This is a genomic window from Accumulibacter sp., assembly GCF_029255145.1.
GTDB lineage: Bacteria > Pseudomonadota > Gammaproteobacteria > Burkholderiales > Rhodocyclaceae > Accumulibacter.
Genome location: NZ_JAPUVQ010000087.1, coordinates 14360 through 35388, shown reverse-complemented (window position 1 = coordinate 35388; position 21029 = coordinate 14360). Strand labels below are relative to the sequence as shown.

Here is a 21029-nt window from a genome sequence, read left to right as displayed (position 1 = left end):
AGGGTCTGCCCGAGCAGCTCCGGGCAGCACCCCTTCCAGCCGTTCCACCCCACCGACGCCCTTGCTCTCCAGCAGGGGCGTCCCCCGCCGCCATGACCGACGCCGACCTCCTCGACACGATTTCCGGTGGCCCTGACCACGCCGCCGCGCCGGAAACTTCGCCGCCCGAACCCGAACCCGACAGCGGCCTGCTCGGCCTCGTCATGCTCGCCCGCTTCCACGCCATCGCCGCCGACCCCGAGCAACTCGCGCACCTGTTCCGCGAACCCGGCCAGGTCTTCGCCACCCCGCAGATCCTCCTCGCCGCCCGACACCTCGGCCTCGCTGCCCGGCGGGTGCGCACCGAATACCAGCGCCTCGAACGGACGCCGCTGCCGGCGCTGGCCATCGACCGGCAGGGCAAGTTCTTCATCCTGGCGCGTATCGACGCCGGCAAGGTATTGATCCAGGAACCCGGCGGCGCCCGCCCGCAAGTCCTCTCCGCGGAGGATTTCGGCGCGCGCTGGAGCGGCGAACTGATCCTGTTCACCTCGCGCGCCTCGCTCGCCGGCGAACTCGCCCGTTTCGACTTCAGCTGGTTCATCCCGGCAGTCGTCAAGTACCGGAAATTGCTCGGCGAAGTCCTGCTCGTCTCCTTCGTCCTGCAGCTCTTCGCCCTGGTCACGCCGCTGTTCTTCCAGGTGGTGATGGACAAGGTACTGGTGCATCGCGGCCTGACCACGCTCGATGTCATCGCCGTCGGTCTGCTGGTGGTCGTCGTCTTCGAGTCGCTGCTCTCGGGACTGCGCAGTTACGTCTTCGCGCACACCACCAGCCGCATCGACGTCGAACTCGGTGCGCGCCTTTTCCGCCACCTGCTGCACCTGCCACTCGCCTACTTCCAGGCGCGCCGGGTCGGTGACACCGTCGCGCGCGTCCGCGAACTCGAAAACATCCGTCAATTCCTCACCGGCAACGCCATCACGCTGGTTCTCGATCTGCTGTTCTCGATCGTCTTCCTCGCCGTCATGCTCTGCTACAGCGGCTGGCTGACGCTGATCGTCGTTGCTTCGCTACCGTGCTATCTGATCCTGTCGCTCCTGATCACGCCGCTGCTGCGCGGCCGCCTGCACGAGAAGTTCAACCGCGGGGCCGAGAACCAGGCCTTCCTGGTCGAAACCGTCAACGGTATCGACACGCTCAAGGCGATGGCCGTCGAACCGCAGATGGCCCGTCGTTGGGAGAATCAACTCGCCGCCTACGTCAGCGCCGGTTTTCGTACCGCGACGCTGGGAACGCTGGCGCATGAAGGCGTTTCGCTGATCGGCAAAGGGGTGACCGTGGCGACGATGTGGCTGGGTGCGCGTCTGGTGATCGACGGCGAACTCTCGGTCGGACAGCTGATCGCCTTCAACATGCTCGCCGGCCGCGTCGCCACGCCGGTGATGCGCCTGGCGCAACTGTGGACCGATTTCCAGCAGACCGGCATCTCGGTACAACGCCTCGGCGACATCCTCAACACCCGCACAGAAGTCGCCGCCAATCATCGCAGTACGCTGCCGCCGTTGACCGGCCGGATCGAACTCGATCAGGTCGTCTTCCGCTACCGTCCGGATTCGCCGGAAATACTGCGCGGCATCCAGCTGACCATCGCAGCCGGCGAAGTGATCGGCCTCGTCGGCCGTTCGGGTTCGGGCAAGAGCACGCTGGCCAAACTGGTGCAGCGTCTGTACGTTCCCGAGCGCGGCCGGGTGTTGATCGACGGCGTCGATCTGGCACTCGCCGACAGTTCCAGCCTGCGTCGTCAGATCGGCGTCGTCCTGCAGGAGAACATGCTCTTCAACCGCACGATCCGCGACAACATCGCGCTCGCCGACCCCGGCCTGCCGATGCCGGCGGTGATCGCCGCCGCCAGACTCGCCGGCGCGCACGACTTCATCCTCGAACTGCCGGAAGGCTACGACACGCTCGTCGGCGAGCACGGCGCGACGCTCTCCGGCGGCCAGCGCCAGCGCATCGCCATCGCCCGCGCGCTGATCGGCAACCCGCGCATCCTGATCTTCGACGAAGCGACCAGCGCGCTGGACTACGAGTCCGAGCGGATCATCCAGAACAACATGCAGGGCATCTGCAAGGGGCGAACGGTGCTGATCATCGCGCACCGGCTGAGCGCGGTTCGCGATGCGCACCGGATCGTCGTCATCGACCGCGGGCAGATCGCCGAACAGGGCAGCCACGCCGAACTGCTCGCGCACGAAGCCGGGCATTACTCGCGCCTGCATCGGCTGCAACAGGGGATGCAGGCATGAGCCGGGCACTGCGGCTGGGAGCCACGGTCGACCTGTTGAAGCGCTACGCCGCCGTCTTTCGCCAGGCCTGGCGCGAGCGCGAGCGCCCGCATGCACCGCGGCCGGCGCATGAAGTCGACTTCCTGCCGGCCGCGCTATCGCTGCAGGAGCGGCCAGTGTCGCCGGCGCCGCGGCTGGCCATGGCGCTGATCGTCGGCTTCGCGCTGATCGCGCTCATCTGGGCGGTTTTCGGGCAGATCGACATCGTCGCCACGGCGCGCGGCAAGATCGTTCCCAATGATCGGACGAAGGTGATCCAGCCCTTCGAGACGTCAACCGTGAAAGCGATTCGCGTTGCCGATGGGCAGAGCGTGCGCCGTGGCGAAGTGCTGCTCGAACTCGACCCGACCAACGCCGAGGCCGACCGTGCGCGTTACGCCGGCGATCTTGACCGCGCGCACACCCAGTCGGCACGGGCGGCAGCGCTATTGGCGGCGATCGACGGCGGTCAGGCACCGGTACTGGCGCGACTGCCTGGACGGTCGGCAGACCGGCAAGTGCAGGAGCAGCGTTTCCTTGACGGCCAGTACGGCGAATACCGCGCCAGGCTGGCACGCATCGACGCCGACATCGCACGACGGGAGGCGGAACTGCGGTCCACCCGCGAAGTGGTGCGCAAGCTCGAACAAACGGCGCCGATCGCCCGCCAACGGTCTACGGATTTCAGGAAGCTGGTCGAGCAGAACTTCATTTCGCAACACGGTTACCTCGAGAAGGAGCAACTGCGCATCGAACAGGAAGCCGATCTGTCGACGCAGAAGAGCCGCCTGAACGAATTGTCGGCGGCGCTTGCCGAGGGTCGCGAACAACGCCGCGCGCTGGTCGCCGAGACCCGGCGCCTGGCGCTCGACAGTCTGAACGAGGCCGAGCAGAAGGCCGGCAGTCTTGGCCAGGAACTCGTCAAGGCGGAGTCGCGCGGCAAGCTGATGACGCTGACGGCGCCGGTCGATGGTACGGTGCAGCAACTGGCGGTGCATACCGTCGGCGGTGTCGTGACGCCGGCACAGGCGCTGATGATCATCGTCCCGAAGGACGAGGCGGTCGAAGTCGAGGCCTTCGTCGAAAACAAGGACATCGGTTTCGTCAATGCCGGCCAGGAGGCGCAGGTCAAGGTCGAGACGTTTCCGTTCACCCGCTACGGCACCATCCCGGCAACGGTGACGCAGGTTGCCAACGATGCGATCAACGACGAGAAGAAGGGCCTGCTCTATACGCTGCGCGCCAAGCTCTCGCAAGCGACGATTCGCGTCGAGGACAAGTGGGTGACGCTGTCGCCCGGAATGGCGGTGACCGTCGAGGTCAAGACCGGCCGCCGGCGGGTGATCGACTATCTTCTCAGTCCGCTGCTGCAGTACGGCGATGAGAGCCTGCGCGAACGGTAGCGCGTAGCGGGTGGCGTCCGGCGCGTCTTAGTCGCCGCTGGTGGCACTTCCTGCACGGCGCCATCCAGCGCCTTGACGACCGCTTCCTGATCAAAATTCATCTCACCCATTGAGGGACCCTCCTCATCGGCCGCAAACCCTTGTCACTACTGACGACTGAGCTTGCACCAATTCACAAGGGTTCGACTGAGGGACGTGGGTTGATTGAGCGGCCCGAAATCGGCTCGCCAGGCGGTCTGGCGCGGCCCACCCGTCAGGCTTCCGGAGCGGCCCCGACGACCACCAGATGCACCCGGTACGGCCCGTGCGCGCCGAGGACAATGGTCAGCTCGATGTCGCCGGTGCGCGAGGGGCCGGAAATGAAGTTCACCGCGCGCGGCAGTTCGCCGTGCTCCTGCCGGAGCAGCGCGAAGCCTTCCTCCATGCCGGCGACGATGCGCCCGGCGAGCACGATGGCGATATGCGTTTCGGGCAGCAGGCTGGTCGTCGCGGCCGTCGCAGGCCCGGAGAGCAGCATCAGCGTACCGGTCTCGGCGATCGCACAAAAGGCGCCGGTGATCCCCACCAGGTCGTCGTCACGCGCTGCCCGCGCGGCGACGGTCAGGCCGGCGCCGGCCCAGTCGAGGCTGGCGTACTCGTGCCAGCAAACGGCAACTGCCGGCAGGCCAGCTGCCGACAGGTAGCGGGCGACCGCTGCCGGCACCTCGGCGATGCTGCTGACCCGATCAACGGTTGACGACATCGCCTGCGAGCAGCGGCAGAAGCGCTCGAGCAGGTCGCCCACGAGCTTGGGGCGCGGGCCTTCGGTCGCCGCGGCGAGGTCTTCGAAGACCTTGTTCCGGCGTTCTCCGGCGAGCGCCGGGTCGTGCCGCAAGGCGGCGCGGACGCGCCTCAGGATATCGGCTCTGGACGAACTGTTGTTCATTGCTTGGGACCCGTGGCGCTGCCGGCAAACGCGATCTGGCCGACGGTCGCCGGGTCGGCCGGGGTGAGCGCGATGGCAGCTTTCTGCAACTGCAGCGCGACGCTGGCGCCGGGGACGAGACCGCGCCGCTGCGCGACCGACGCGCCGATGGCAAACGACAGCGTGGCGTCGCGACGGCCGCCGACGCGCGCGCTCACCGTGGCGTGTCCACGCCAGGCCAATCGCTCGTTGACGGTCGCGTTGACGGTGTTTTCGCGATCGGCCTGGTGGTCGCGAACGAGGATCACGCCGGCTTCGGGCACCACCCAGCAGACCGTCTCGCCAACCGCAAAACCGGCATGATGTGCCGCCTGCAGCGGTTGTCCGAGCCAGTCGATGAGCGTCGTGTCGGTCGCCGGCGACTGCTCCACCACCTGCCCGACGAAGATATTGGGCTGGTCGGTGAGCCGCGCGACCAGCGCGCTGACCGGCCGCGCCAGCAGTTCGTCGGGCGGCGCGGTTTGCAGCGTGCGGCCGCGATGGAGGACGGTCATGGTGTCCGCAAGCAGTGCCGCTTCCTCGAGGTCGTGGGTGACCAGGACGATCGGAATGGCCAGCGAGCGACGCAACTCGATGAGCTGGCGCAGGAGCTTTCGCCGCGTCACCTGGTCGACCGCCGAAAAGGGTTCGTCGAGCAGCAACACCTGCGGGTCGCGCGCCAGCGCGCGGGCCAGCGCGACGCGCTGCTGCTGGCCGCCGGAAAGCTCCGCTGGACGACGTCCCTCCAGACCTTCGAGGTTGGTACGCGCCAGCCACTGGCGTGCTTTCGCCGCACGCTCGCCGGCGGGCAGATGGTGCAGCGCGGCCATCACGTTGGCCAGCGCGCTCAGATGCGGGAACAAGGCGTAATGCTGAAAGACGAAGCCGACGCGCCGCTGCTGCGGCGGTACGTCGATGCCGCGCCTGGCGTCGAGCCAGGTCTCGTCACCGCAGCGCACGGTACCGGCCGCTGGCCGGTGCAGCCCGGCCAGGCAGCGCAGGATAGTCGATTTGCCGCTCCCCGACGGGCCGACCAGCGCCAACAGCTCGCCGCTGTCGCAAGCGAGGTCAGCGGCCAGCGGGATCGGTGCCGACTGTTCGAGGCGGGCGGTGAGCTTCATCGAGGCAGCACCGAACGGCCGAGCCGGCTGACCACGGTCACGGCAACGAAGGACAGCGCCAGCAGCAGCGCCGACATGGCGGCCGCCGCCGAGTCGTTGAAGGCCTGCGCCTGATCGTAGATGGCGATCGCTATGGTCCGCGTCTCGCCCGGCAGGCTGCCGCCGACCATCAGCACGACGCCGAACTCGCCGAGCGTGTGGGCAAAGGTCAGCGCCAGCGCGGCGGCGATTCCCGGCCACGCCAGCGGCAGTTCGATACGCAGGAAGGTCTGCCAGCGCGACAGTCCCGACACCCACGCCGCTTCGCGCACTTCGCGGGGAATCGACGCGAACGAGCGTTGCATCGGCTGCACGGCGAACGGCAGGTTGAAGATCAGCGAGGCGGTGAGCAGCCCGTCGAAGCTGAAAACCAGCGCCCGCCCGGTCAGCGCCTGGTAGGCCTGGCCCAGCGGCGAAGCGCCGCCGAAGCCGAGCAGCAGGTAGTAGCCGAGGACCGTCGGCGGCAGCACCAGAGGCAGCAGGATCGCCGCCTCGAGCGCGCCCTGCCAGCGAAACGCCGACCACGCCAGCAGCCGCGCCAGCCAGATCGCGAAAGGCAGCAGCAATAGCGCCGTGGCGGTGGCCAGTTGCAGCGATAGCGCGAGCGCCTGCCAGTCGATCATGCCGTCACCTCGCCGGCAGCGAGAAGCCGTAGCGCTCGAAGACCGCGCGTGCCGCCGGTTGCTGCAGGTAGTCGTAGAAACGGCTGGCGTCCTCGCCGGCCCGGCGGGTCAGGGCCATGCGCTGGCGCAAGGGCGGGTGCCAGCTTTCGGGGATCAGCGCCGCGACGCCGAGGCTGGCCAGTTCCGGTGCCTTGACCAGCGACCAGGCGACGATGCCGCCTTGTGCCGAACCGCTAAGCGCGAACTGCGCTGCCTGGGCGACGTTTTCGCCGAGCACCAGCTTGCCCTGCAAGGACTGCCAGAGTCCCGCGTGTTCGAGGGCTGCGCGCGCCGCCCGCCCGTAGGGCGCATGCTGCGGGTTGGCGATGGCCAGTCGCTGCAGGCGCCCATCGGCGAGCGCCGCGGCCAGTCCCAGCAGCTGGCCATCGACCGCCAGCGGCGAGCCGTGCCGCGCCAGCAGCGCGATGCGCCCGATCGCGTACAGCCGGCCCTGGTCGCGCAGCAGTCCCTGTTCGGCGAGCCGGAAGATGTACTCCTCGTCGGCCGACATGAACAGGTCGAAAGGGGCGCCCTGCGGGATCTGGCGGGCGAAGTTGCCCGACGATCCGAAGGCGAGAACGACCTTCCTGCCGGTCTGCTTCTCGTAGCCGGCGACGATCGCGCCAAGCGCGAACTTGAGGTCGGCGGCGGCGGCGACGCTGGTCGCCCGGACATCGGCGACGACCGCGAACAAGCCGAAAAGAAACAAGCAAACGGAATCGCGGCAGCAGCGCAGCGCGTGGCGCCGAGTCTGGCGAGCGCGTTCGGTGAGGCAATCCGTGCGAAGTGAGCGCAGGCAAGGATCGTTCATTCGTCCTGGAGAAACAAGTCACGTTGCGAATGCTTGGCGCAGGTTGGCCAGGTGGGCGAATACTGGTCCGCCTGATCGCCCCAAGTCGTCCACCCGGCGCGTGATCCGCGTGCGAACAGTTCGATGCGCGGTCCAGGGCTGCACGACTCGATCAACGCGTATTGCTCATCGGGCTTGCGCGAGTGTTCGCGCTTCATCGAGCGAATGATGTTGACCTGCCTTCGCCCCGGAGCCAGCGTGCGCGCGTGTTTGCCGCGTACGCCGAAGAGGATGATCTCGGTGGTATTGCGAAAGTAGAAGCCGACGCCGCGACCGTCAGGGCCACCGTCCTTGCGCACCTTGTGCCAGACCAGATTGCTCTTGTAGGAGAAGCCCCAGGACGCCAGGACGCGCAGGCCCTCGGGCAGCAGGGCGTTGGGAACCCAGAGATAGAGATGGGCGGTGTCGGCGCAGATCGCCGCCACCGGCAGTTCGCAGATCGCCGCCAGCGTCATGGTGTGGTAACGATTGAGCCGCTTGTGTTCCGGCGCAACCTTGCCGGTCTTGTTCTGGAATTGCCACGGCGGGTCGGCCAATACCGTTTGGAAGCGCAGTGAACCCGCCTTGATCAACAGTTCTTCCGATGCGGAAGTCATTCTGGCCAATCCTCGATCATCCGCGCAACCACGCCAAGCGCCATGTCATTTACATATACGGGCAAGCGCCATGTCTTCTTCCACACTGCTTTCAGGCGACGCGGTGCTGCGGTTCGCCGCGGGCGAAAGCTTCGAGGTTGGCGATCAGCAGGTCGGCCAGCGCCTGCATTGCCGGCCGGCTGGCCCAGGCGACGTGCGGCGTCAACACGAAATTCGGCAACGCCAGCAGATCCGGCGCCAGCAGGACGTTGCCGGCACGCGGTGGTTCGACGCTCAGCACGTCGAAACCGGCACCGGCGATCCAGCCTTCGTGCAAGGCCCTGGCCAGTGCCGCTTCGTCGACCAGGCCGCCGCGCGCGGTGTTGATCAGCAGCGCCGACGGTTTCATCGCGCGCAGCTCGGACTCGCCGATCAGGTGGGTCGTTGCGGCGGTCAGGGGGCAGTGCAGCGAGACCGCGTCGGCTCGGCCCAAGCCTTCGACGAAGGGTGTGTAACCCGGCCGTATGCTCGTCGCGTCCTTGCGCTCGCAGCGCAGGACGTGCATCCCGAAAGCGCCGGCCAGTCTGGCGACGGCGTTGCCGAGGCTGCCGCTGCCGATCAGCGCCAGCGTCGCGCCGTGCAGGTCGCGAATCGGGTAATCGAAAAAACAGAACTGCTCGGACCGTTGCCACTTGCCGTCGGCGACCGCCAGCCGATAGGCGAGGATATTGCGCGACAGCGTCAGCAACAGGGCCAGCACATGCTCGGGAACGGTGTGCGCCGCGTAACCGCGGACGTTCGAGACGACAATGCCGCGCGCGCGGCAGGCGTCGAGGTCGACGTTGTTGGTGCCGGTCGCCGCGACGGCGACCATCTGCAAGGCCGGCAGCGCGGCGATCAGCTCGGCATCGATCTGCAGCTTGTTGACGATCGCCATGGTCGCTCCGGCCAGCCGCCCCCTGACCTCGTGCTGAAGCGTTTTCGGGTGTTCGGCCCAGTGATGCGGAAAATCGGGCCGGCGAACATCGGCGATGATCGATTCGCGTTCGAGATAGACGATTCTGTGCATGGCGCGTTTGACCTCGATCCTGGCCTCAGTCCACAAAGGGCTTGCCGTGGCGGGTGGCGATGGTGGCGACCCTGGCGCCCAGCGCCGGGTCGCCGGCGAAGAGCAGCAGGCTCACGTCGCTGGCGGCACAGAGCCCCTCGATCGCCGCGAGGTCGCCGTGCAGGACGTTGAAGACGCCGCCCGGAAAATCGCTGTCGGCGGTCAGTTCGGCCAGCGCGAAGGCCGGCGATGGCGCTCTCGGACTGGGCTTGATGACCAGCGTTGCACCGGCCAGCAGCGCCGGCACGGCGTGCCGCAGCGGGCCCACCAGCGGCGCGCTGTCGTCGCTGACAATGGCCACCACCGCCGCGCCGCCGGTGGTCGTGGCCGTCTCCGTGTTCGACGCCGCGGCTCGCAGCAGGAGCAGGGCTTCGCCGACTTCGGCCGCGGCCAGCGCCGTGTCCTTGCCGGTCTCCTCGGCGATCATGCCGGCGAAGTGCTGCTCGTATTCGGCCAGCGCATCCCCGAGCGCCGCCAGCAGCGCTGCGCGCTCGCCAACCGTTCGCGCGGCCCAGCCGGCAAGCGCGGCTTGCGCGGCGTCCACCGCGGCGCGCGCTTCGGAGGCGCCACACATCGGCGTGCGCCGTCTGACCTGGCCGCTGCGTGGGTCGCGGACGTCAAAAAAACTTGGCGCCATGGTCAGGTAGGCGTGGCCATTGATCCATAGCGGAATGGCCAGGATCTCGTCGGGATCTAACGTCATTTGGAAACTGCACTCCTTGGCGAGGGCTGCTGGTTGGTCGAGTATTTCATGGTCCTGGTGCTTGCTGGTGCTCGGGTGTCTGACTACGCTCGTCGCCGCTGGCGATAAAGCTGGCGAAAGGTCTTGCCCTGCGGCGCGGGAAGATCACGGCCGGCGGTCCAGTTTGCCGTTATCCCGAGCACTTCGATTCGGTCGCGGCCACCGGCCAGCCAGTTCAGATAGCGCACGGCGATGCGCGTACCCAGCGCGTACAGTGTCGGCCGTGCCGCCAGCCAGGCCCATAGCCGCAAGCCGAAACGCTCGCTGCGCGGCCGCCAGCCCTCGCGAGTCTGTCGCTCGCGCAGCTGGCGCAGCAGTCCGGGCAGCGGGATGCGCACCGGACAGATTTCGCTGCAGCGCTGACACAGCGTCGAGGCCTGCGGCAGGTCGAGAGCTTTTTCGATGCCGCCGAACAGCGGCGTCAGGATCGAACCCATTGGCCCGGGATAGACCCAGCCGTAAGCGTGGCCGCCGATCGTCTGATAGACGGGGCAGTGGTTCAGGCAGGCGCCGCAGCGGATGCAGGCGAGCATCTGCTGGAAGTCGCCGCCGAGCAGTCCGACGCGGCCGTTGTCGACCAGGATGAAGACCATCTGCTCGGGACCGTCGGCAGCATCCGGACCGTCCGGATCGCCAGCCGCCGCGCTCCGGCGCCCGTTGCCGGTGAGCAGCGAAACATAGCTGGAGATCGCCTGACCGGTTGCCGAGCGCGGCAGCAGACGCATCAGGGTGGCAAGATCGGCGAGCGTCGGAACGATCTTTTCGATACCGGTAATCACCACGTGCACTTTCGGCAGCGTGCTCACCATCCGGCCGTTACCCTCGTTGGTGACCAGCGCCGCGCTGCCGGTCTCGGCGATCAGGAAGTTGGCGCCGGAAATCCCCATCTCGGCGCTGACGAAGTGTTCGCGCAGGACTTCGCGCGCTTCACGCGTCAGCGACGGGATGTCGGTCTTGCGGGCGGTGCCGTGCGTACTGGCGAAGAGGTCGGCGACCTGATCGACGTTCTTGTGCATGACCGGTGCGATGATGTGCGACGGCGGCTCGTTGCCGGCAATCTGCAGGATGTACTCGCCGAGGTCGGTCTCCACCGGCCGGATCCCGGCGGCCGCCAGCACCTGGTTGAGGCCGGCCTCCTCGGAGACCATCGACTTGGACTTGATCGCCTTGAGCACGCCGTGCCGTCTGGCGATGTCGACCACCAGCCCGCAGACCTCCTGCCCGTCACGGGCCCAAAGGACGGTCGCGCCGCTTGCCGTGGCCCTTTCCTCGAAGACCTCGAGCCAGCTGTCGAGATCGCCGATCACGCGCTGGCGAATCGCCTCACCGGCGGCGCGCAAGGCTTCGAAATTGCCTCCCTCTTCCTGTTCGTAATCGCGAATCGCCTGCGCGCGCGTGTCGACGAATTTGTCCCTGGCCTGGCTCAGATTGGCCTGCAGCCTGCGGTCGGCGAGCATCGCGCCGGCGCGCGCCTTGAAGAACATCGACTGCTGCTGCATCAGCCGCTGGTCCTGTCGGAAGTCCCGGCCAGCACTTCGGCGACGTGCAGCACGCGGGTGTGCCGGTCGCCCATGCGGCGCAACTTGCCTTCGATGTTCAGCAGGCAGCCGAGGTCGCCACCGACCACCGCATCGGTGGCGACCAGCCGTGCATTGACGCATTTCTGCTCGGCGATCGCTGCCGAGATGTCGCCGAACTTGACCGAGAAGGCGCCGCCAAAACCGCAGCACTCTTCGGCCGCCGGCATTTCCCGCAGCGTCAGGCCGGGCACCCGGCGCAGCAGCGCGCGTGGCTGTTCCCTGATTTGCAGGCCGCGCAGGCCGCTGCACGAATCGTGGTAAGTCACGCTGCCGGCGAAATCGCCCGGCACCGATTCGACTTGCAGGACGGTGACCAGGAAATCGGTGAGTTCGTAGGTCCGCCCGGCCAGGCGCTCGGCGCGGGTGCGCCAGTGCGGATCGTCAGCCAGCAGCGCCGGGTAGGCGTTCCTGATCTGGTCGGCGCACGAACCGCTGGGAACCACCAGGTAATCGAAGTCTTCGCACTCGGCGACCGTTTTCCTGGCCAGCGCGACCGCCGCGGCGCGGTCGCCGGCGTTGTACGCCGGCTGGCCGCAGCAGGTCTGGGTCTCCGGCACCTCGACCGTACACCGCGCGGCCTCGAGCAGCTCGATTGCCGCGAAGCCGACACTCGGGCGCAGCAGATCGACCAGGCAGGTGACGAACAGGGCAACGCGCATGATGGTAAGATGTTGCGCCGCACAAGGTACGGTGGGCGAGTGGCGGAGCGCCCAATAGTATTCCCCCGCAGGCCAAAACGGAAGGTTGGACAGGAAGGTGACAGCGGAACAGCAGGCAGAGAAGGGGTCGATCCAGGTCATCGAACGCATGATGTCGCTACTGGCGGTGCTGGCCGACCAGCCGGAACCGGCGACCCTCAAGCTGCTGGCCAGGAGCACCGGCCTGCATCCGTCGACGGCGCACCGCATCCTGGCGGCGATGACCAGCGCCGCCATCGTCGAGCGACACGACACCGGCACCTACGCGCTCGGGATCCGGCTGCTGGAGTTGGGCAACCTGGTCAAGTCGCGAATCAACATCCGCCAGGTCGCCTTGCCGTACATGCAGCAACTGCACGAGATCGTCGGCGAAGCGGTCAATCTGGGCATCCGTCACGACGACGAGATCGTTTACGTCGAACGGACGTCGAGTGGCCGCTCGCTCATCCGCGTCGTCTATCTGGTTGGCGGTCGCGCACCACTGCACCTGACTTCGGTGGGCAAGCTGTTTCTCGCCGCCGACGCCGCCGCCGACGTTCGTTCCTATGCGCGACGGACGGGCCTGCCGGGCAAGACGCCGCATTCGCTGACCCAGTTCGACGCGCTGGAAAAGGAACTCGACAAGATCCGCCGGCACGAAGTGGCTTTTGACAACGAGGAAGCAGAGATCGGCCTGCGCTGCATAGCCGCACCGGTTCTCGACGACGAGGGCCAGATCGCCGCTGGGCTGTCGGTATCGGCGCCCAGTGATCGTCTTGATCCGGACTGGGTGAAGTCGATCAAGGCCAGCGCCAGGGCGATCTCGCTGGCTCTGGGGTATCGGCCACCGCAGCGCAAGTGAGCCCCGAGCGGCGGCGCTGATCGTTGCCGCCAAGGTCGCGGCCGCCCTGGCGTGCGCACTGGCGTCAGCGGCCGTCTTGGCCACCATTGCCACGCCGATGCTTGGTACACTCCGGTGTTGCGTCCGGATGCGAATTCATGTCACCAGCGAACCACAAGGCCCGTCTGTCGGCGTGCTTGCCGTTTCTTTTCGTCTTCCTGTGGAGCACCGGTTTCATCGGCGCCAAGTTTGGCCTGCCGTACGCCGAGCCGCTGACCTTTCTGCTCACCCGCTACCTGCTGGTGCTGGCCTTGATGATTCCCCTGGTGCTGCTGACGCGCGCGCCCTGGCCGGCAGATGCGCGCCAGGTGATGCACATCGGGGTTTCCGGCCTGCTGGTGCACGCGCTCTACCTGGGAGGGGTCTTCATGGCCATCAAGCACGGCTTGCCCGCTGGCGTCACCGCGCTGGTGGTCGGCATGCAGCCGCTGCTGACCGCCTGCGGGGTCGGCTTGCTGCTCGGCGAACGCGTCTCGCCAAGGCAATGGCTGGGACTGCTGCTCGGCTTTATCGGGGTGACCCTGGTGGTGGCCAACAAGCTCGGCGACGTGCCGCTGGCGGGAATGCTCGTTCCGGCCGTCGCGGCGCTGCTGGGAATCACCCTGGGAACCTTGTATCAGAAGCGCTTCTGCCCACGTTTCGACCTGCGCACCGGTTCGCTGATCCAGTTCCTGCCGGCTGCGGTGCTCACGGCGCTGGTCGCCTGGGCGACCGAAAGCATGCGCATCGAGTGGACGCCGCAATTTGTCTTTGCCCTGCTGTGGCTGGTCCTGGTGCTCTCGGTCGGCGCGATCAGCCTGCTCAATGTGCTGATTCGCAGTGGCAGCGCGGTGAATGTCGCGACCCTGTTCTACCTGACGCCACCGAGCACCGCGCTGATCGCCTGGTTGCTTTTCGGCGAGACGCTCGGGGCGCTGGCGGTGGCCGGGATGGTGCTGGCGGTAAGCGGCGTCTATCTGGCGCGGGCGACCGCCCGATGAACGACGCCGGGCCGGCGGTGCTGCGCATTCTCGGAATTGACCCGGGCCTGCGGATCACCGGCTTCGGCCTGATCGAGAAGGCCGGAAGCCGCCTCGCCTACCTCGCCAGCGGCTGTATCAAGACCGACGCCGGCGACTCGCTGCCGAGTCGCCTGGGGATGATTCACGCCGGTTTGCGCGAGCTGATCGACCGGCACCGACCCGACCAGGCGGCCGTCGAAATCGTTTTCGTCAATGTCAACCCGCAATCGACGCTGCTGCTCGGTCAGGCGCGCGGCGCGGCGATCACCGCGCTGGTCGCCAGCGGCGTCGTGGTCGCCGAGTACACCGCCTTGCAGGTCAAGCAGGCGGTGGTCGGCAACGGCCATGCCGACAAAGTGCAGGTACAACATATGGTGCGGCGCCTGTTGTCCCTGTCGGGAGAACCCGGCGCGGACGCCGCCGACGCGCTGGCCTGCGCGATCGCGCACGCGCATGGCGGACAGGGGCTGGGCGGCATCGGCAGCCGCGGGCTGCACGTGCGCAACGGCCGTTTGATCGTTGGCAAGGAGAAGAAACGATGATCAGCCGCCTCAGCGGAATCCTGGTGGAAAAGAATCCGCCGCAGGTGGTGGTCGACGTGCATGGCGTCGGCTACGAGCTCGACGTCCCGATGAGCACTTTCTACAACCTGCCGGAGAACGGCGAAAAGCTCAGTCTACTCACCCACTTCGTGGTTCGCGAGGACGGTCACTTCCTCTACGGTTTTGCCAGCGAAGGCGAGCGTTTCGCCTTTCGCCAACTGTTGAAGATCACCGGCGTCGGCGCGCGTCTGGCGCTGTCGGTCCTGTCCGGGCTGTCGGTGGGCGATCTGGCGCAGGTGGTTGCCCGCCAGGAGGTCGGACGCCTGATCAAAGTGCCCGGCATCGGCACCAAGACGGCCGAGCGGCTGCTGCTCGAACTCAAGGGCAAGCTGGCCGAAGCGCTGCCGACAACGGTCGTCGCCGCCGATTCCAGCCGCAGTGACATTCTCAATGCACTGCTGGCGCTGGGTTACAATGAACGCGAAGCCGGTGCAGCGATGAAACAGCTGCCGGCCGACAGCACTACATCCGACGGCATTCGGCAGGCGCTCAAGCTGCTCTCAAGGGTCTGAACCGGCCATGAATCCCAGCCACAAACAACTTATCCAGATCGCCCTGGTGGCGCTGTTGTTGGTCGGCTGTGTCGCAGTCCTGCTGCCGTTTACCGGCACCCTGTTGTTCGCCATCGTGATTTGCCTCACGACCCTGCCGATCCGCAACCGCTTGCTGACTCTCTGCGGTGGCCGCAGCAACCTCGCTGCGCTGCTGCTGTCGATCCTGCTGCTGCTGCTGCTCGTGGTGCCGATGGCGCTGCTCTCGGGGACGCTCGCCGACGGGGTTCAGATGGGCGTCCGCGCGCTGAAGCCGCTGCTCGAGACCGGCCTCCCACCCGAGCCCCCGCAGTGGATCGCTGATCTGCCGATCGTCGGGCCGGATATTACCCGCTACTGGCAGGACCTGGCCGATAGCCGGGAAGAGATGAACAACCTGCTGCGCCAGGTTTTCGACCCGACCCGCAAGTTCGCTCTGGCTGCCGTAGGGCTGTTCGCGCAGGGACTGCTTCAGCTGGTGCTGGTGATCTTCTTCGTTTTCTTCATCTTTCGCGACACCCACATCTATGCCGATGCCTTGCTCACCGGCAGCCGCATGCTCGGTGGCGACCTCGGCGAACGGATGCTGACGCTGGCCGAAGGAACGGTTACCGGGGTAATGGCCGGGATCGTCGGCACCGCCGCGGCGCAGGCGCTGGTGGCCATGCTCGGATTCATCATCGCCGGCGTTCCGGGGGTCATCGCCCTGACTTTTGCCACCTTCTTCTTCTCGATGGTGCCGGTCATCGGGGCGACGCTGATCTGGCTGGGTGCCGCGATCTGGCTTTACAACGGCGGCCAGACCGGCTGGGCGGTGTTCATGGTGTTGTGGGGCATGTTCGGTATCAGCAGCGTCGACAACTTTCTCAAACCGATCCTGATTTCGCGCAGCGCCAGCCTGCCGCTGCTGTTGATCGTCGTCGGCGTTTTTGGCGGGGTGCTGGTCTTCGGCTTCATCGGCATTTTCCTCGGGCCCACCCTGCTCGCCCTCGGGCAGGTGCTGATTCGCGAGTGGCTGGCTTACGCTGTCCCGGAGACGCCCACTGCGGCTGCGGCCGTTAGGGAAACCAGATGATCCAGACCGACGACCTGAGCGCCGTTCCGATCGACCGGCTGATCGCTGGCGAGTCGAAGTCGACCCAGGAAGAGGCGATCGAGCGCGCCTTGCGGCCCAAGCGGCTGGCCGAGTATGTTGGCCAGGCGAAGATTCGCGAGCAGCTGTCGATCTTCATCGAAGCCGCCAGGCGGCGCAGCGACACGCTCGACCACGTTCTGCTGTTCGGTCCGCCCGGACTCGGCAAGACGACGCTGGCGCATATCATCGCCACCGAGATGGGCGTCAACCTGCGCTCGACTTCGGGCCCGGTGCTCGAACGTGCCGGCGACCTGGCTGCGATCCTGACCAACCTCGAGCCGCACGACGTGCTGTTCATCGACGAGATCCACCGGCTGTCACCGGTGGTCGAAGAGATCCTCTATCCGGCGCTGGAGGACTTCCAGATCGACATCATGATCGGCGAGGGCCCGGCGGCGCGTTCGGTCAAGCTCGATCTGCCGCCATTCACGCTGGTCGGGGCGACGACCCGCGCCGGCATGCTGACCAACCCGCTGCGCGACCGCTTCGGGATCGTCTCCAGGCTCGAGTTCTACACTCCCGACGAGTTGACGCTGATCGTCACCCGCTCGTCGCAGCTGCTCAAGGTGCCGGCCGATCCGGCCGGCGCGCTGGAGATCGCCAGACGTTCGCGGGGCACGCCAAGGGTCGCCAACCGGCTGCTGCGGCGGGTACGCGATTTCGCCGAGGTCAGGGCCGCCGGCCGGATCACCAGCGAGGTCGCCGATGCAGCACTGCTGATGCTCGACGTCGACCACGGCGGGCTCGACGTGATGGACCGCAAGCTGCTGGCGGCGGTGATCGACAAGTTCGGCGGCGGCCCGGTCGGCGTCGACAACCTCGCCGCGGCGATCGGCGAAGCGCGCGATACCATCGAGGATGTCCTTGAACCGTATCTGATCCAGCAGGGCTTCCTGCAGCGCACGCCGCGCGGCCGGGTGGCGACGCCGGCCATCTATCGACACCTCGGGCTCGCCAACCCGCTTGCGGAGGCGCAGGCCGAACTCTGGCGGAGTCCCTGAGCCGGCGCGCCAGGCCCGCCTGGTCACAAAACCTTACATCTGCCAGCCGCACGCTGGACTAGAATCCCATCCGGCCATGAAATACCAGCACAGACCCAATGCCTTTTCGCTTCCAGTACGTATCTACTACGAAGACACCGATGCCGGTGGCGTCGTCTACTACGCCAACTATCTCAAGTTTCTGGAACGCTGTCGTACCGAGTGGTTGCGCGCGATCGGGCACCAGCAGGCGGATTTGCTGCGCGACCCCGGCGTCGCTTTCGTGGTTCGCAGCGCCAAGGTCGATTACCTGAAACCCGCGCGCCTCGACGACCAACTGCTGGTAAGCCTGGAAGTGGAAAAGATCAGCCGCGCCCAGATCTTCTTTCGCCAGTACATCCGGCGCGCCGAAGAGAGCGTTGACCGCGTCGACGGCGTGGATCGAGGCTGGGTGGAACTGGTCAGCGCCGCAATCCACATCGTTTGTGTAAACTCGGCGCTGATGAAACCGACCTCGATCCCCGCGTTTCTGCGGTCCAAACTGGAAGCCCTGCAATGAACGTCTCGCAAGACCTCTCGATCCTGCACCTGATCCTCAACGCCAGCGCCGTCGTCCAGGCAGTGATGCTGCTGCTGGCCGGCGTCTCGTTCATGTCCTGGTATTACATTTTCCGCAAGTGGTTCACGGTCAAGGCGGCGCGACGGCAAACCGAACAGTTCGAGCGTGACTTCTGGAGCGGCGGCGATCTCAACAGCCTGTACCAGAGCGCAATCAACGATCGCCACAGTACCGGCAGCATGGAGCGCATCTTCGAGGCCGGCTTTCGCGAATTCACCAAGCTGCGCAGCCAGAAGAACCTCGATGCCAAAGACGTGATCGACGGCTCGCGACGCGCCATGCGTGCCACCTACCAGCGCGAGATGGACAGCATCGACTCGCACCTCGCCTTTCTCGCTTCGGTCGGCTCGGTAAGTCCCTACGTGGGACTGTTCGGAACGGTCTGGGGAATCATGCACTCGTTCCGGGGCCTCTCCAACGTCGGCCAGGCGACGCTCTCGGCGGTTGCGCCGGGCATCGCCGAAGCGCTGGTGGCGACGGCCATCGGCCTCTTCGCGGCGATTCCGGCGGTGGTCGCCTACAACCGCTTCGCGCACGAGATCGACCGCCTCTCGTCGCGCTTCGAGTCGTTCATGGAGGAATTCTCGAACATCCTGCAACGGCAGGTGAGGTAAGGCCATGCGTCCACGCCGTCTGAAGAACGAGATCAACGTCGTCCCGTATATCGACGTCATGCTGGTGCTGCTGGTCATCTTCATGGTTACCGCGCCGATGATGACCACCGCCAGCATCGACGTGCCGTCGGTCGGAAAAGCGGCACAGCCGCCGGCCGAAGCGCTGCAGGTGCTGATCCGCGCCGACGGCTCGCTGGCGCTGCTGGCGCCGGGAGATCACGAGCGTACGATCAGCCGTAGCGAGTTGTCGGCGGCGATCCTCGCCGCACAGGCGAAGAACCCGGAGCAGGCGGTGGTCATCGCCGGTCACCGCAGCGTCAAGTACGAAGCAGTGCTCAAGGTCATGGACGACCTGCAGCGGCAGGACGTCAAGCGCATCGGCCTGCTCGTTCAGCCAACCGGCAAGTGAGTTGCCGAGCCGTGGAACCCGAAGACGCCGCAACGCGACCGCTGCCAACCGACGATCCGGCCAAATGGCCGTCGCTGGCTCTGTCGGCGATCGTGCACCTGCTGCTGATCGCGGCGCTGTTCTTCGGCGTGCAATGGAAAAGCCAGGCGCCAAAATCGGTCGAGGTCGAAGTCTGGCGTAGCGCGCCAGCGCCGACGGCCGCCAGCCGACCCGTAGAAGTGCCGCCCACAAGGCCTGAACCCAGGCCAGAACCGAAGCCAGAACCGAAGCCAGAGCCCCAACCCGTACCGAAGCCGGCGCCCAAGCCCGAGCCGAAGCCGATCGCCAAACCCGAGCCGAAGCCGGAGCCCAAGCCCGTGGTCAAGCCGGATATCCCTCTGAAGGAAGACAGGAAGGTCAAGGAACAGCCGAAGAAAGAGGATCCGAAGCCGAAAGAGACACCAAGGAAAGAAGAGCCAAAGCCCAGGGAAGCACCGAAGAAAGAAGAGCCGAAGCCCAAGGAGCCGCCGAAGAAGGAGGAGCCGAAGCCCAAGGAGGCACCGAAGAAGGAGGAGCCGAAGCCGGAACCACGGCCAAGTTTCGAAGATGAACTGAAACGAGAGCAGAAGCAGCTGCAACAACAGAAAGCGGCGCAGGAAGCAAAGGAAAAAGCAGCCGAGAAGGCAGCAGAGAAAGCGGTTCGCGATCAGCGCGCACGTGCTGACGCCGAGGCGCGTCAGCGCAAGGAGTTGCAGGCCGAGGAGGCAGCAGCCGAACGCGCGCGCGGCCTGGCCAAGTACAGAGACGCGGTTCGTGGCAAGATTCGCGGCAACATCGCTTTACCGCCCGGTGTCCAAGGTAACCCCGAAGCCGTGTTCGAGGTAACGCAGCTGCCCTCCGGCGACGTGCTCGACGTCAAGATTCGTCGGTCAAGCGGCAACCCGGCACTCGATGCCGCCGTCGAACGTGCGATCCGTAAGTCTTCACCCTTGCCCAAGCCCCCGCAGCCGGAGCTCTTCGAGCGCATCCTGAACATCCCCTACCGCCCACGTGACGAATAGCGGGTCCCGCGAGCGCGACGACAACGACCGCCGTCATCAGGCCAGGTGGATGATCCAATGAAGCGATGGCCTGTGCTGCTCCCGAGCAAGCCTAGCAAAGGCCTGGCCTGCTTCTGCTCGGTGACTGAGCCTTGTGTTTCGTTGGCCGTCGACGGCAATCGCCAGGCGCAACGCCTGGAAGTCGTCCGGCGCAACTGCCGCTGCCTGCACTTGCACTGGTATCGGATCAACCCGGTTTGTGGCTGGACGTACGTGGGCATCAAGGCTTGGGCGCCGTACGCCACTCGGGATCTACGTCACCGGACGAGAGTGGCTGTGTCGCCTTCGAGCGCAGCGACAAGAAGGTTGCCTGGATGTCGGATTTCGAAGCCACCGCGAAATCTGCCGAGCAGGTCAATAGTACCGACTGGCCAGCTTGCCTGAGTCGCCAGGTGGCGATGGTCAATCCGCTTTCCGGTCATCGCCGCAGCGCAGTCCGACGGTGATACTCGGTGCCACTAACCTGAGGAAGGCGGGGCTGGCGATTGAGTGCGCTCGGCGTTCCGCCTGCCACCAAGGTGGGCTGTGCTGGCACAGTGGCGCGAGCCACACCAACCAGGCTTTCCGGGATCTTTCTTTGATCGTCTCGGTCTGGAGCCGTTGCGCGATACACGGCAACGACTCCGGTGGGTTCAATGAGCCGCCGGATGCTGAACCGCAGGTCGGGTGCTGTGAGTGGGTGACGGAGGGATCTCCGTCCCCTACTCGACTGCGCTCGGAAGTGTCTCCAACCGTTCCGGAGGTCTCCAGGCTTACTTGGTTACAGCCGGAACGGTAGCTGGGGCGACGCCTGTGGCGGCCGGGGTGGCTTCCATTTTTCCGGTCGCGGCAGACTTCGGTGCGGTCTTGTGGGTGGTCGCTTTCACTGTCGGTTTGGCGTCATGCATCTTCCCTTCGGCCAACACCTCGGGCTTGGCGGTCGCGGTCACTGCCGTGGCGGTGACCGCCGGGGTTGCGATAGCGGGGGTTGCCGCGGCCGGTGCGGCAACAGCTGGCTTGGCCGCCTCAACGGCCTTGGTTGCGCCAGTGGCAGCCGGGGTCTCTGCGAAGGCGACGGTGGTGACGGCAGCGGCGAGGGCGAGGGCGATGATGTTCTTGAACATGTGGGTCTCCTGACGTTGGTTGGTGTAGGTTCGCTCGGCCGGTTCCGTGT

Annotated in this window: 22 protein-coding genes; 12 read left to right on the top strand and 10 right to left on the bottom strand. The window is 66.4% G+C overall.

Translation table 11 applies throughout. The features are described from left to right. Nucleotides 1-92: 92 nt before the first annotated feature. Both Q1L50_RS08480 and Q1L50_RS08475 read left to right on the top strand, forming a co-directional pair. Nucleotides 93-2288, top strand: coding sequence for a type I secretion system permease/ATPase (locus tag Q1L50_RS08480; protein WP_300337522.1), 2196 nt, complete (start codon nt 93-95; stop codon nt 2286-2288). Continuing rightward, a complete protein-coding gene (locus Q1L50_RS08475) occupies nt 2285-3709 on the top strand; it encodes an HlyD family type I secretion periplasmic adaptor subunit (protein ID WP_300337520.1) in 1425 nt (474 codons plus the stop codon). The genes Q1L50_RS08480 and Q1L50_RS08475 overlap by 4 nt, the downstream gene beginning before the upstream one ends. A gap of 253 nt (nt 3710-3962) precedes the next feature. Here the strand turns inward: Q1L50_RS08475 and Q1L50_RS08470 are convergent, their stop codons facing one another. From Q1L50_RS08470 to Q1L50_RS08430, 9 genes are all read right to left on the bottom strand, one after another. Next, nucleotides 3963-4634, bottom strand: coding sequence for a lactate utilization protein C (locus Q1L50_RS08470; protein ID WP_300337518.1), 672 nt, complete (start codon nt 4632-4634; stop codon nt 3963-3965). Then, complete coding sequence (locus Q1L50_RS08465) at nt 4631-5773, bottom strand: ABC transporter ATP-binding protein (protein ID WP_300337516.1); 1143 nt, start codon at nt 5771-5773, stop codon at nt 4631-4633. The genes Q1L50_RS08470 and Q1L50_RS08465 overlap by 4 nt, the downstream gene beginning before the upstream one ends. Further along, nucleotides 5770-6432, bottom strand: coding sequence for a molybdate ABC transporter permease subunit (gene modB / locus Q1L50_RS08460; protein WP_300337535.1), 663 nt, complete (start codon nt 6430-6432; stop codon nt 5770-5772). Before modB ends, Q1L50_RS08465 begins: the two co-directional genes overlap by 4 nt. 7 nt (nt 6433-6439) lie before the next feature. Continuing rightward, a complete protein-coding gene (gene modA / locus Q1L50_RS08455) occupies nt 6440-7183 on the bottom strand; it encodes a molybdate ABC transporter substrate-binding protein (RefSeq protein WP_300337515.1) in 744 nt (247 codons plus the stop codon). Between the two features lie 98 nt (nt 7184-7281). Next, on the bottom strand, nt 7282-7920 hold the full coding sequence (locus Q1L50_RS08450; protein WP_300337513.1) for an MT-A70 family methyltransferase: 639 nt from the start codon (nt 7918-7920) through the stop codon (nt 7282-7284). A 91-nt stretch (nt 7921-8011) separates the two neighbouring features. Beyond that, nucleotides 8012-8968 (bottom strand): D-2-hydroxyacid dehydrogenase, encoded by a 957-nt coding sequence (locus Q1L50_RS08445; RefSeq protein ID WP_300337512.1) that lies wholly within the window; start codon nt 8966-8968, stop codon nt 8012-8014. Nucleotides 8969-8993: 25 nt separating this feature from the next. Continuing rightward, nucleotides 8994-9710: an aldehyde dehydrogenase family protein gene (locus tag Q1L50_RS08440; protein ID WP_300337510.1), complete on the bottom strand. Its 717-nt coding sequence runs from the start codon at nt 9708-9710 to the stop codon at nt 8994-8996. An 83-nt stretch (nt 9711-9793) separates the two neighbouring features. After that, the gene (locus Q1L50_RS08435; RefSeq protein WP_300337508.1) at nt 9794-11248 is read right to left on the bottom strand and encodes a lactate utilization protein B; all 1455 of its coding nucleotides are present in this window, start codon (nt 11246-11248) and stop codon (nt 9794-9796) included. Then, complete coding sequence (locus tag Q1L50_RS08430) at nt 11248-11988, bottom strand: (Fe-S)-binding protein (RefSeq protein WP_300337506.1); 741 nt, start codon at nt 11986-11988, stop codon at nt 11248-11250. Before Q1L50_RS08430 ends, Q1L50_RS08435 begins: the two co-directional genes overlap by 1 nt. Nucleotides 11989-12136: 148 nt before the next feature. Between Q1L50_RS08430 and Q1L50_RS08425 the strand changes: the two genes are divergently transcribed. From Q1L50_RS08425 to tolA, 10 genes are all read left to right on the top strand, one after another. Continuing rightward, entirely contained in the window at nt 12137-12868 is a 732-nt protein-coding gene (locus tag Q1L50_RS08425) for an IclR family transcriptional regulator (RefSeq protein WP_300337534.1), read from the top strand. A gap of 137 nt (nt 12869-13005) precedes the next feature. Next, nucleotides 13006-13887 carry a DMT family transporter gene (locus Q1L50_RS08420; protein ID WP_300337504.1) on the top strand — a complete coding sequence of 294 codons (882 nt, stop codon included), beginning with the start codon at nt 13006-13008 and terminating at the stop codon, nt 13885-13887. Further along, the gene (ruvC, locus tag Q1L50_RS08415) at nt 13884-14450 is read left to right on the top strand and encodes a crossover junction endodeoxyribonuclease RuvC (RefSeq protein ID WP_300337502.1); all 567 of its coding nucleotides are present in this window, start codon (nt 13884-13886) and stop codon (nt 14448-14450) included. Before Q1L50_RS08420 ends, ruvC begins: the two co-directional genes overlap by 4 nt. Further along, nucleotides 14447-15022: a Holliday junction branch migration protein RuvA gene (gene ruvA, locus Q1L50_RS08410; protein ID WP_300337500.1), complete on the top strand. Its 576-nt coding sequence runs from the start codon at nt 14447-14449 to the stop codon at nt 15020-15022. Before ruvC ends, ruvA begins: the two co-directional genes overlap by 4 nt. A 7-nt stretch (nt 15023-15029) precedes the next feature. Continuing rightward, nucleotides 15030-16115 (top strand): AI-2E family transporter, encoded by a 1086-nt coding sequence (locus Q1L50_RS08405; RefSeq protein WP_300337498.1) that lies wholly within the window; start codon nt 15030-15032, stop codon nt 16113-16115. After that, nucleotides 16112-17176, top strand: a complete 1065-nt coding sequence (gene ruvB / locus Q1L50_RS08400) for a Holliday junction branch migration DNA helicase RuvB (protein ID WP_300337496.1) — start codon at nt 16112-16114, stop codon at nt 17174-17176. The genes Q1L50_RS08405 and ruvB overlap by 4 nt, the downstream gene beginning before the upstream one ends. Before the next feature lie 76 nt (nt 17177-17252). Beyond that, entirely contained in the window at nt 17253-17714 is a 462-nt protein-coding gene (gene ybgC, locus Q1L50_RS08395) for a tol-pal system-associated acyl-CoA thioesterase (RefSeq protein ID WP_300337495.1), read from the top strand. Further along, entirely contained in the window at nt 17711-18388 is a 678-nt protein-coding gene (gene tolQ / locus Q1L50_RS08390; RefSeq protein ID WP_300337493.1) for a protein TolQ, read from the top strand. Before ybgC ends, tolQ begins: the two co-directional genes overlap by 4 nt. A gap of 4 nt (nt 18389-18392) precedes the next feature. After that, entirely contained in the window at nt 18393-18797 is a 405-nt protein-coding gene (gene tolR / locus Q1L50_RS08385; protein WP_300337492.1) for a protein TolR, read from the top strand. Beyond that, on the top strand, nt 18794-19837 hold the full coding sequence (gene tolA, locus Q1L50_RS08380; RefSeq protein ID WP_366145227.1) for a cell envelope integrity protein TolA: 1044 nt from the start codon (nt 18794-18796) through the stop codon (nt 19835-19837). Before tolR ends, tolA begins: the two co-directional genes overlap by 4 nt. Nucleotides 19838-20628: 791 nt before the next feature. Here tolA and Q1L50_RS08375 read toward each other — a convergent pair. Beyond that, nucleotides 20629-20979: a hypothetical protein gene (locus Q1L50_RS08375; protein WP_300337490.1), complete on the bottom strand. Its 351-nt coding sequence runs from the start codon at nt 20977-20979 to the stop codon at nt 20629-20631. Nucleotides 20980-21029 lie beyond the last annotated feature (50 nt).